The organism is Methanobrevibacter sp., assembly GCA_022775905.1.
Lineage (GTDB): Archaea > Methanobacteriota > Methanobacteria > Methanobacteriales > Methanobacteriaceae > Methanocatella.
On the sequence record JALFJX010000004.1, the window covers coordinates 44,264 to 56,478 of the forward strand.

Here is a 12,215-nt window from a genome sequence, read left to right on the forward strand (position 1 = left end):
ATTATAATTGTCAATTAAAAATCTTTTAATCGAAATGAAAAATATGTCGGAATTGATGGTAGATTTAGCTTATTCTGCTGTATTGTTTAATAGTAAAGCAGCTGCAGAAGAAGTAATTACCTTAGAAAATGAAGTTAATTCAATGAATTATGAAATTAAAAAAGAATCATTGGTTGCAGCACGTTCTTATGAAGATGCTGAAAAATTAACTGCATTACTTGAGATTGCAGAAGCTGCTGAGACCATGGCAAATGCTGCAAAAGATTTAGCTGACTTAGTTATCACTGGTTTTAAACCACATCCAGTATTTAAAATGGTAATGGAAGAATCAGATAAAAGTATTGCAAGAGTTACAATTGATGAATCATCTGAATTAGCTAATAATACATTAGGTGATTTACTTTTAGTTAATCGTACTGGTATGAGAGTAATCGCTATTAGAAGAGGTGTATCTTGGATTTATGGTCCAGATAAAAATACCATGCTTTTAGCTCATGACGTATTAATTTTAAAAGGTACTGATGAAGGTGCCGATTTATTAGAAAAACTTGCTTCCGGAGCTTGTTCATTAGAAGACATTCCAGAAGAATTAGAAGATGAATTAGAGTGATTAAAATGATTATAGGTAGTGATATGTGTGAAAGAAAAACAGAAGAAGATACGCAGTTCACTATCTACTCGAGCATTAACTGAATTTTTCAGTGAACATAATCAGGTTATAAAAGAAGGTTTAATTGCTCTTTTAATTTGTGCTGTTGGAGATTTAATAGCAGGTATTGTCTTAGGTAAGATGACCTTTTTCCTTGAAGCATTTCCAGGTTTATTAGTTGTTATTCCTGGTGCTATTGGAATGAGGGGAAATATCTTTGGATCTTTTGCTTCAAGATTATCTACTAGCTTACACATTGGTTTAATTGCTCCACATTTTGAATTTTCAGAGGATTTAGACAATAATATCTTCGCATCATTTGTTTTAACATTGGTTTTATCAATATTTTTAGGTATTGTAGCTAAGCTATTCTGCATTTTATTACATTATGAATCAATTGCATTAATGGATTTCATATTAATTTGTACAATTGCGGGCTTAATTTCTAATTTAATCATGCTTCCAATTACAATGCTTATTTCATTTAAAAGTTTTGAAAATGGATGGGATCCTGACAATATCACAAGTCCAATCATTGCGGGATTCGGTGATTTATTCACTCTTCCAGCTATTATAGCTTCAATTTTTCTTCTTCAAGCATTGAATGTTAATTTAATGATTAAAAATATTGTTTTTGTAATTCTTGTAATTGTTATTTTAGTAGGATTTATCCATTGTTACAGATTATCTGATGAAACTAAAACAATTTTAAAACAATCTACTCCGACATTGATTTTATGTTCCTTTTTAGGAGGTTCTGCAGGCGGAATTTTAAACAGTTCAGTTGAAACATTACTTACTAATCCTAGTCTGCTTACATTGATACCATTATTCTCCGGTGAGTGTGGAAGTTTAATCAGTATTTTAGGTGCTAGATTATCATCAGGTCTTCACTCCGGTTTGGTTGAACCTTTATCAAGACCTACAGGTATTGCTCTTCATAACTTTGGAATTTGTTATATCTTGGCAATAATTGTTTTCCCATTGATTGGAATACTTGCTGAAGCATCAACAATTTCTGTTGGAACAATTGGTGTTGGATTTGATAAAATCATTCCAATCAGTACATTATCTGGTCTTATTTTAGTTTCAATTATGATATTTGTTGTTTATTACATTTCAATAACCTCTTATAACAATAATTTGGATCCGGATAATATTGTAATTCCAATTTCAACCAGTGTTACTGATTCAATATCTAGTTTGATTTTAATTTCAATATCTTTGTTGATATTAGGTGCTTTAATTTAATACCAAGCCTTTAAGACAAATTGACATTCATTTATCCTAAAATAATCATAACTTAATTTATTTTTATCAAAATTTTTAGGAACACTAACTAAAACGGCCTTGGCTTTGGGTTTGTCAATGTGAATAAATACAATTGCATCTGTATCATCATAAAAATCAATCTTATCATTTAAATAGATTTGATTGGACATTGTATTTTCCCAATATTTTTCTTTAACAACTCTTGTCGTATCAATAATGAATTTTAAGTTATATTTTTCATTATCATCAATCAACAAATAGTAATCTGACTTTTTTAGATTGCTCTTAAAGACTTTAAAATAGTTGCAGCTATGGGATTTTTGGTCGTGGTCGTGGTTGCATTTTCCATCATTTTGAAAGTCTTTTATGACATATTTTTTGTAAAAATCGCATTTGACTAATCTGTTAACTGAAAAGATGTTACTTGGTTCATTTTCTTCACCAATTTTTACACTTGAAATAGACCTCTCGAGAGGTATTAATTCCATTGAAGAATGAATCTTCGAGTCGAATAACTTTTCATATCCTAACTGTTTGTAATTTTTTCCAAGGGCAATCAGTTTTACATATGAAACGCTATTGGGAATAGATTCCCCTCCTTCATTTACAATTGAAAGACCTGGTGTTCCTTTTTCATATTCAAACCATTTTTCAGGTATTCCAGGATTGTTAATTAAATTGTCAATAACTTCGGATGTTAAAATTTCCATATGTTCCTGTTCTTGTGTTTTAATAATTTTGTTAGTGGTATTTTCATAGGATGTTAAAAAAACACCAAAAATCAATAAGATAATTACTAAAACAACTGTAATTTCTATTGTTATGCTTCCTTTACTGTCCATCATCTTCAACCAATCCATATTTTTTTCTGTGAGAATCATCTAAAATCAAGCTATTCCAGTCATCGGGATCTATTTTTTCTCCGTTATAGTGGTCTGCAAAAACAACATGGTCCGAACAGGATAGTGACTCGTTTGTTAGTGGAGTATGAGTTTGAATAAACACTTCAAATCCATAATGGGGACACTTCCCTTTTCCCTCTAGTCTGCATAGATAACAGCTTCCATCAGCACTTTCATGAAAATATCCCTGTTTAAGGCAATCATCAAGAACTCCTGGATCTCCATGATGAATGTAAGGGTCATAAGGGCATTTTTTAATGTATAATGGTGCTGTTGCTTCAATGTATGATTCGGGTGATTTGAAATTGTGCAAAAGCATATATGCAGATAATCCGGTTTTATAATGAATTTGATTGTCATATGTTAGAATTCCAGATGCTATTGTCAGTTTAGCTATCGGGAGTGGATCTCTTAATCCTTCAACAGATGCATTCTTCTCAACAATCTTTGAATATCTTTCATTTCCTTTCTGTATGTTCAGTTTAATTTTAAAAAGTATTTGCCATGGTGAGTCTGTTGGTTCTACAGAAATGGTTTCAGAAGTAATTTTAATACCATATTTCTCTTTATATTCCTTATTTTTTTCATCAAGAATATTATTTAAGTTTTTCTTGATTTGATTTGGACTATTTGTCACTGGAAGGCCATTAAAAACTTTTTGTGTAGCTTCAGCTATTGCATTCCTTCCGTCAATCTTTAGGTTTTGAGTGTAATCATCGATTATATATTTGAAATTATCATTTTGCTGAGAGTCAATATTTTCATTTTGAATGTAATTTATGGATGTTACAACAAAAATACAAATTAATAATAATGCTACAATTAAAATAGCAGTTGTTCCTACAATTAAATTTCCTTTAGAGCCGATTTTCATTTTTAAAAATTTATACTGAAATTTATAAATTTATTTTGAAAGTGTGCCTGGATGATTTTACACATAAACGTATTACTTTTTTTTAAAAAAGTTCAAAATTTGTAATAAAAAAAATAGTTATTTATATTATTTAATATAAATTATACTTATTAGAAAATATATGGAGGATTAACATGTCAGATACTGTAAGAACTTGGCGTCATATTCAACAAAGATATAATCTCATTGGTACTAAATGTAACACTTGTGGTGAATTATTTTTCCCATCTCGTGTAGTTTGTCCTAATTGTAGAAGAAAAGGAGACCTTGAACCTTTCCAATTTTCAGGAAAAGGAAAAATTTACACTTATTCAGTAATTAGATCAGCGTCTGATGATTTCAAAAAATCAGCACCATATGCTGTAGCTGTTATTGAACTTGAAGAAGGTGCAAAATTAACTTCACAACTTGTAGACTGTGATGTTGATGACCTTGAAATCGGCGATGATGTCGAAATGGTATTTAGAAAAATAAGAGAAGATGGAAAAGACGGAGTTATCTCTTATGGATACAAATTCAAAGTTATCAAATAATACTGGTGTAATTTTAGTAAGTCATGGTAGTACATTACCTTTTGCTGAAGAAGTCTTCACAGAAATCAAAGAAAAATTTATCAAAAAAAGTGGTTTGGCTGCTGAAATTGGATATATGAAAGTATCCGAACCAACTATTGCTGGTGCAGTTGAAATATTAAAAGAAGAAGTTGATGATTTAGATAATATTATTGCTCTTCCAGTATTTTTAGCTCCAGGAATTCATACTAATATTGATATTCCGCAATTATTAGGTCTTGAACCTTTAGAAGAAGATCCGAGATGTCCAGATGGAAACTATCCTGCTGAACATTACTTATCAATCGCAGACGATGTTGATTTTGATGGTGAGATTAAGTTATTGAGTTCCATTGGGCCTCGTGATGAACTTTTAGATATTATTGATAAAAGAATCAATGAAGCATTATCAGAATCTAAATTGGATGATGATGCAAAAACTGGTATTTTGCTTGTAACTCATGGTTCCAGATTAAACTATAATAAAGAATTCGCTACTGCATTATATAATAAATTCGAAAAAACTTGTGAATTACCTTCCAGTTTTGGATTTATGGAATTATGTGGTCCTAGTATTCCTGAATCTATTAATAAATTGGTAGATGAAAATGGATTGGAAAGATTAGTTGTTGTTCCTGTATTTATTGCTCCGGGAATGCACACAACTCATGATATTCCACATATTTTAGGATTTTTGGATGACCATGTACATGAACACAAACATGAACATGAACACGAGCATGGTCACGGTCATGGACATGATCATACACATGATTTGACTCCAGTTGACTTTGATGGGGAAATTCTCTATCCAGAACCTATTAAAGCGGATGATATTTTAATTGATATGTTGATTACAATGATTAATGAAGCTTTATAGCTTCAATATTTTTTTTGAAAAATTATTTTTTCAAGATAACTTAATAAAATTTAATTTTAAATTAATAAGAAGGAGATTATATTATGGCAGATAAAAAAACAGGAATTTTACTTTTAAGTCACGGTTCTAGATTACCGGATGGTAAAGAGGTAATTGAAGCTTATAAAAATATGTATTTAGAAGAATTTCCGGATGCAATTGTAGATTATGCGTTTATGGAAATCAGAAAACCGGGTATTCCAGAAACAATCAAAAAATTAGCTACTGAAAATGATTTAGAAAAAATAATTGTTGTACCGGTATTTGTTGCTCATGGATTACATACCAAAAGAGATATTCCAGGATTGCTTGGTATTGAAAGTGATTTTGAAGAAGATGACCACGGTCACCACCATCATGACCATGACCATGGACACGATCACGGACATCACCATCACCATCATGACCACAATCATGATGAAGAGGAATTTGAATTTGATGGTGAAATCATTTTGACTGATCCTCTTGGAATCGACAAACGTATGTATGAAATCATTAAAGACAGAGTTTCAGAACACTTATAATTCTGAAACCATTTTTTTTACTTTTTTTACTAAAATTTATTTATTTTAAAAATTATACTAATATTTATGACTCTAAAAGTCTCTGATATTGGTGAAAAGGAATTAGTTAAGTATATTATTGCTAATTCAAGAGAAATTACTCCGGATGATACTGCAATCACTCCTTTTAATGGTTCTAATTTAATTTCCACTTGCGACATGCTTATTCAATCTAGACATTTTCCAGAAAACATGTCTTATTTTGATATGGGATTTAAATCTGTAACTGTTAATGTAAGTGATTTGGCTGCTATGGGTGCTAAACCTTTAGGATTTTTATTATCAATGGCAATACCTAAGGATTTGGAACTTGATGATTTTAAGGAGATTATTGATGGGGTTTTACAGGCCTGTGACTATTATTCAATTCCACTAATTGGTGGGGATACTAATGAGGCTTCTGAAATAATAATTTCAGGTACTGCATTAGGATTGTGCGATGCACCATTAATGAAAAATAATTATAAAAAAGATGATTTGATAGCTATTACTGGGGATATTGGACTTGCAGCATTAGGATTTGAGTTGAATACATTAGATAATGTTTATGTCAAACATGCTCTTAAACCAAAAGCCAGAATCAGCGAAGGCCAAATTTTAAAAGAACATGGTGCAACTTCTGCTACTGACATTACTGATGGACTTGCAAGTGAATTATATGAAATCAAAAAAGATGGCTTTGGATTTATGATTCATGAAGAGCTATTGGGAATTACAGATGAATATAAGGATTTGGCCGGCAGTCTTAAGTTGGATTATCTGGACTTGGTTCTTCATGTTGGTGAAGATTTTGAGTTGCTTTTTACAATATCAAAAGATGATTTGGAGAAATTACCTATTGATTACAAGGTCATTGGTAGTGTAACAGATTCTGATGTTATCGAGCTTACATTAGAAAATGGATTTGTTGAAAAAATTGAAAATAGGGGCTATGAACATTATGTTAGTGAGTAATGAATTATATAAGAAAAGTTCCAAAACACAAAAGATTCGTTGTGAAATTTGTGCTAACTATTGTAAAATAGCTGACGGCAAAGAAGGGATTTGCAGACAGCATAAAAATGTTAATGGTGAACTATTTGATGAATCATATGGTATTGTTTCATCATTAAGTCCGGATCCAGTTGAAAAAAAGCCATTAAAAAAATTTTTACCGGGTACATTAACATATTCAATTGGTGGTTTTGGGTGTAATATGGGTTGTTTACACTGTCAGAACTATATGATATCCCAAGAATATGGTAATTATTCAAGAGGTATTCAAATAACACCAGAAGCAATAGTGGAAAATGCACTTAATTACAATTGTAAGTCAATTGCTTGGACATATAATGAACCTACTATACACTTACCGTTCAACAAAAAAACTTCTCTACTTGCAAAGCAAAAAAACTTGAAAGTAATCTATGTAAGCAATGGATATTTTTCAGATAAATCCTTACAAGAAGTTTTAGGTTTTGTTGATGCATTCAATATTGACGTGAAATCCATGGCTAGTGATTTTTATAAAAAAATATGCGGTGCAGATTTGGATGTTGTTTTGGATAACATAAGAATGATCTATTTGGAGGGCAAACATTTGGAAATTACCAATCTTATAATTAATGACTATAATGATTCAATTGAAGAGATTGTTGAATTATGTGATTTTATTGTTGAAGAATTGGGTCCTGAAGTTCCTATACATTTTTCAAGGGCATTTCCTTATTATAAAATGGATTGCATCTCACCAACCAATCCTGAAACTTTGTTTAAAGCAAGAGAAATAGCTTTAGATAAAGGAATTGAGAATGTATATTTGGGAAATATTTAATAAAAAAAGTAAATTAAAAGTTAGTTTTATTCTGAAAAACTAACTCTTTCGAATTTTTCAAGTGTTTTAAGTGATTTGGTAGCGTCTACTCCAATTTTAGTAGTTGTTCCATCACTTTCAGCTACAGGATCAAGGGATGAACCACGTACATTAGGAACAATCATTATGTCTCTATCACCTTTCACACGTGTAGCTATTGCATATTCAACATCTTCAGCATCAAAGACGTCAACGTCAGTGTCAACTACAACACAGTGTTTAAGTGAAGGGTGTGCAGATAACGCTGCCATAATAGCGTTTTTACCGTCACCTTCAGTCTGTTTATTGATTGAAACAACAGAATGTAACCAGCAGCAACCGCCTTCGGTTAAAACAACATTTTCAATTGTAGGAACTGCATTTTTAACAGCTTTGAATATTCTAGGTTCTTGTGGAAGACCTTGCAATAATTTGTGTTCGAATCCTGCTGGTAAAATTGCATGATATGCTGCATTTTCCTTTTTAATATGCATTTTTTCCAAGTTAATTATTGGCTGGTCACGAATAATGTCATAGGTATCAGTTAAATCCACAAATGGACCTTCTGCTACAGTTTCAGTTACAGAAATTTTACCTTCTAAAATAATGTCTGCTTGTGGAACTTCTAATTCTCCACATTTGATTAATTCGAGTTCACCATTTTTAAATGCATTAGCAACATCCATTTCATTGTAATCGATTGGAATTGAAGTAGTACTTGCAAGTAAAATTGCGGGATCCATTCCAATAGCTATTGCAATTTGTAAGTCTTCGCCTGCTTTTTGAGCATTCTGGAAATAAGTATAGAGGTTTCTTGGAACAATTCTGATAACTAATCTTTTATTGTCAAGAACCATCATTCTGTGGATTGATGCATTTTGAATTCCGGTTACAGGGTCACGTGCAAACACAACACCTGCAGTTATGTATGCTCCGCCGTCTCTTGTATAATGGGTTAAAATAGGTATTTTATCTAAATCAATATCTAAAGTATCATATTCTGAAAAATCAGTGTATTTATCTACTTTAATTGGTTTTTCCATAGCTTCGATAATTTTTTCAGTAATTTCAGATACTTCACAATTAATTGATTTTGCGATTTTATCTCTAGTATTACAGATTCCTGAAATAACTGGAATGTCAAAACCTTTCACATTTTTAATAAGAACGGTGTCTTTTGGGTATTTTCTCAAAACTTTTGCTACTTCGAATTCACTTGAAAGTTCTTCAGTGATTTCTATAATGTTTTCGTCTTTTGGTATCATACTATCCCCTATAAATTGATTTTTTTATTTTTTATTTTTCCAAGAAGTTCTGTAATAGAAGGATCATTAATTGATAAGATTTCTCCTGCAAGGACTGCTGCATTTTTACCGTTGTTTATTCCCACTGTTGCAACAGGAACTCCAGGGGGCATACTTACGGTTGTGAGCATATAATCATATCCATTTTCATTAGTACAAGGAACACCGATTACAGGTCTGTCGGTTAATCCCACGATTCCTCCAGTTACTTGGGAAGAATTAGAACTGATTCCAATGAAAATTTTTGCATTTGACATGGATTTAACATAATTTGTGAATTTTTTAGTGGATCTGATAGGGCAGACAACTTTAGTGTCATGTGTAATTTTAAGTCTATCTAAGATTACTGCTACTTTTTTAGCTGTTACAACATCAGTCTGTCTTCCAACAATAATTACAACTTCAGCATCTCTATTTTTGCAGCAACATTTGTTTTCATCATATTCAACTTCATTGATGACAAGATCTTTTACCCTTAAAAAGTCGTTTTGGAGGAATTTTTTATCTTCAATATTTTGTACAATTTCCTCATTGCTGTTTTTAACTTTTAAAGCATAATCTTTTCTTAAATTAATTACTTTTTGACGTACTTCTTCATCGTGAAGTCCAATAAACTGTGCAGCAAGTATTGCAGCATTATCTCCTCTATCGATTCCTACAGTAGCAATTGGAGATGGATAAGGCATTTGAACTATTGATTCTAATGCATCAATACCTCCTGTTTTAACGTCTACTGGCACACCAATAACTGGTCTTGGTGTATATGCTGCAATTGCTCCAGGTAGATGTGCAGCAAGTCCTGCAATACCAATAAATACTTCAATTCCAGCATCAGTACCTTGAATGACAATTTCACGAACTAAATCAGGTGTTCTATGTGCTGATGCTATTTTTAAACTGTATGGAATTTCTAGTTTTTCTAGAATGTTCATACTTTTTTCAGCAATAGTGATATCTGATCCGCTTCCAAGAATAATCATTATCTTTGGTGTCATTTAAATCCTCCTTTTATCAATTAATTTATTCACTATTAACTATTGATTTTAAAATATATAATATTAAAGTATCATTGAAAGATTAATTCTATTTCTGTTCAAATCAACATCTAAAACTTTAACATCAACAATATCTCCAACACTTACAATATCCAGTGGATGTTTTACAAATTTATCTGCAACTAATTGTGATATGTGGACTAATCCATCCTGATGAACCCCAATATCTACAAATGCTCCAAAATCAACGATATTTCTTACAGTTCCTTGCATTATCATGCCTATTTCTAAATCTTCAATTGACAACACATTTTTTCTAAGCATTGGTTTTGGCATATCATCACGAGGGTCACGACCAGGTTTTTTAAGTTCTTTAATAATGTCCTTAAGTGTTTCTTGACCGATATCCAATTCTTCTGAAATTTCTTCAAGGTTAATATTATCCAGTTTTAAATTGGAACTTCCAATATCCTCTACACTGTAATTAAGTTTTTTGAGCAATTTGTAGGTAGCATCATATGATTCTGGATGTATTGTAGTATTATCAAGGGGATATTCTGGATTATTGACTTTAATAAATCCTGCACATTGTTCATATGTTTTTTTACCGAGTTTTTTAACTTTTAACAATTCTTTTCTAGAGTTAAAACTTCCATTTTCCTCTCTGTAGTTTATGATATTTTTTGCAGTAGTATTTCCAATTCCAGAAACGTAATTGAGTAAGCTTACAGAGGCAGTGTTCAGGTCAACTCCCACTTCGTTTACTACCTTTTCAACAACTCCTGTTAATGATTCTGTCAGTTGTTTTTGGTTCATGTCATGCTGGTACTGGCCGACACCAATTGATTTAGGGTCAATTTTTACAAGTTCCGCCAATGGGTCTTGAAGTCTTCTTGCAATTGAAACAGCACTTCTTTCACCTTCTGTAAAGTCAGGGAATTCTTCATCAGCATATTTTGAAGCTGAATAAACAGATGCACCTGCTTCATTTACGATAATGTATTCCACATTAGTGTTTTTGATTATTTTTGCAACAATTTCTTCAGATTCTCTTGATGCAGTTCCATTTCCAATAGCTATCACGTTAATGTTGTATTTTTCAATTAATTCACGCACGGTTTTAATTGATTCTGCAACTTTATTTTGTGGCTGTGTTGGATAGATTAATGCAGTATCAAGAACTTTACCTGTTTCATCGATAATTGCTAACTTACAGCCTGTTCTAAAAGCAGGGTCCCAGCCTAAAATGGTTTTTCCAACAAGTGGGCTTTCCATCAATAGCTGATTTAAGTTTTTTGCAAATACTTCAATTGATTTTTCTTCAGCTTTTTCAGTAAGGTAATTTCTAATCTCACGTTCAATTGCAGGGGATATTAGTCTTTTATAAGCATCTACAACAGATTCTTTTATAATTGGTGTTGTATTAGGGTTATATTCAATTTTATGAGGATTATTGGATACATTTTTTAGGATGTGTCTGTTTAGATATTCAATTATCTCGTCACTATCACAGGTTATTTTTCCTTTAATGACTCCTTCTTTTTCAGCTCTGTTTATTGCTAAAATCCTGTGCGGAGGTATCTTTTTGATGTTTTCTGAATAATTGTAGTAAAGATCATATTCAGTGGATTCTTCTTTATTTTTTGCTTTTGTTTCAATCTGACCTGTATAGAAAGTGTTTTGTCTGATTTTCTTTCTGAATTCAGAATTATCTGAAATTTCTTCAGCTATAATGTCTTGTGCACCCTGAATAGCATCTTCTGCAGTTTTCACTTCTTCTGTTATGTAGTTTTCAGCAAGGTTTTTAATATTTTCATTAGTTTCCTGTTTTAATATTACTAAAGCCAAAGGTTCAAGACCTTTTTCACGTGCTTTTGTTGCTCTTGTCTGTTTTTTACTTTTATAAGGGCGGTATAAATCTTCAAGTTCAACTAAAGTGCTGGCATTTTGGATTTTGGTTTTTAGGCTGTCGTCTAATTTTCCAAGTTCATTTATTCTTTTTATGATTTTTTCTTTCTTATCTTCTAAATTTCTAAGGTATTTTAACCTTTCATCAAATTTTCTTAATGTTGTATCATTTAAAGAACCAGTAACATCTTTTCTATATCTTGCAATAAATGGGATGGTATTTCCTTCATCAATTAAGTTGATTACTTTTTTAACTTGCCAATTAGATAGGTTCAATTCTTTTTCTAGTGTTTTAGCTATCATTTTTTCACTTAAATTAATTAAATATATTTAATGTTATTTTTGAGTTTTATTTAATCTTTCTATTATCAATTTATATGTTATAAAAAATAAAATTAATAATAATAG

General features: G+C 31.3%; 12 protein-coding genes. 7 read left to right on the forward strand and 5 right to left on the reverse strand.

Going from position 1 to position 12,215, the window contains the following annotated elements; all coding sequences use genetic code 11:
* The first annotated feature begins 7 nt into the window (after positions 1-7).
* Entirely contained in the window at positions 8-610 is a 603-nt protein-coding gene (locus tag MR875_01010) for a potassium channel family protein (GenBank protein MCI6993433.1), read from the forward strand.
* Between the two features lie 27 nt (positions 611-637).
* Complete coding sequence (locus MR875_01015) at positions 638-1,900, forward strand: magnesium transporter (protein MCI6993434.1); 1,263 nt, start codon at positions 638-640, stop codon at positions 1,898-1,900.
* Here MR875_01015 and MR875_01020 read toward each other — a convergent pair.
* Both MR875_01020 and MR875_01025 read right to left on the reverse strand, forming a co-directional pair.
* Positions 1,897-2,781, reverse strand: coding sequence for a hypothetical protein (locus MR875_01020; GenBank protein MCI6993435.1), 885 nt, complete (start codon positions 2,779-2,781; stop codon positions 1,897-1,899). The genes MR875_01015 and MR875_01020 overlap by 4 nt on opposite strands.
* The gene (locus tag MR875_01025) at positions 2,753-3,697 is read right to left on the reverse strand and encodes a hypothetical protein (GenBank protein ID MCI6993436.1); all 945 of its coding nucleotides are present in this window, start codon (positions 3,695-3,697) and stop codon (positions 2,753-2,755) included. The genes MR875_01020 and MR875_01025 overlap by 29 nt, the downstream gene beginning before the upstream one ends.
* 173 nt (positions 3,698-3,870) lie before the next feature.
* On the opposite strand from MR875_01025, the gene MR875_01030 reads away from it, so the two are divergent.
* The 5 genes from MR875_01030 (at position 3,871) to amrS (ending at position 7,582) form a co-directional block, all read left to right on the forward strand.
* Entirely contained in the window at positions 3,871-4,269 is a 399-nt protein-coding gene (locus tag MR875_01030; GenBank protein ID MCI6993437.1) for a Zn-ribbon domain-containing OB-fold protein, read from the forward strand.
* Positions 4,241-5,167 (forward strand): sirohydrochlorin nickelochelatase, encoded by a 927-nt coding sequence (cfbA, locus tag MR875_01035; protein ID MCI6993438.1) that lies wholly within the window; start codon positions 4,241-4,243, stop codon positions 5,165-5,167. The genes MR875_01030 and cfbA (MR875_01035) overlap by 29 nt, the downstream gene beginning before the upstream one ends.
* Before the next feature lie 80 nt (positions 5,168-5,247).
* Entirely contained in the window at positions 5,248-5,730 is a 483-nt protein-coding gene (gene cfbA, locus MR875_01040; protein ID MCI6993439.1) for a sirohydrochlorin nickelochelatase, read from the forward strand.
* 66 nt (positions 5,731-5,796) lie between these two features.
* Positions 5,797-6,723 (forward strand): thiamine-phosphate kinase, encoded by a 927-nt coding sequence (gene thiL, locus MR875_01045; GenBank protein ID MCI6993440.1) that lies wholly within the window; start codon positions 5,797-5,799, stop codon positions 6,721-6,723.
* A complete protein-coding gene (amrS, locus tag MR875_01050) occupies positions 6,710-7,582 on the forward strand; it encodes an AmmeMemoRadiSam system radical SAM enzyme (GenBank protein ID MCI6993441.1) in 873 nt (290 codons plus the stop codon). Before thiL ends, amrS begins: the two co-directional genes overlap by 14 nt.
* Before the next feature lie 26 nt (positions 7,583-7,608).
* Here amrS and MR875_01055 read toward each other — a convergent pair whose 3' ends face one another.
* From MR875_01055 to MR875_01065, 3 genes are all read right to left on the reverse strand, one after another.
* Entirely contained in the window at positions 7,609-8,865 is a 1,257-nt protein-coding gene (locus tag MR875_01055) for a UbiD family decarboxylase (protein MCI6993442.1), read from the reverse strand.
* Between the two features lie 8 nt (positions 8,866-8,873).
* Positions 8,874-9,899 carry a 5-(carboxyamino)imidazole ribonucleotide mutase gene (gene purE, locus MR875_01060; protein MCI6993443.1) on the reverse strand — a complete coding sequence of 342 codons (1,026 nt, stop codon included), beginning with the start codon at positions 9,897-9,899 and terminating at the stop codon, positions 8,874-8,876.
* 63 nt (positions 9,900-9,962) lie between these two features.
* Positions 9,963-12,110, reverse strand: a complete 2,148-nt coding sequence (locus tag MR875_01065; protein MCI6993444.1) for an RNA-binding transcriptional accessory protein — start codon at positions 12,108-12,110, stop codon at positions 9,963-9,965.
* Positions 12,111-12,215 lie beyond the last annotated feature (105 nt).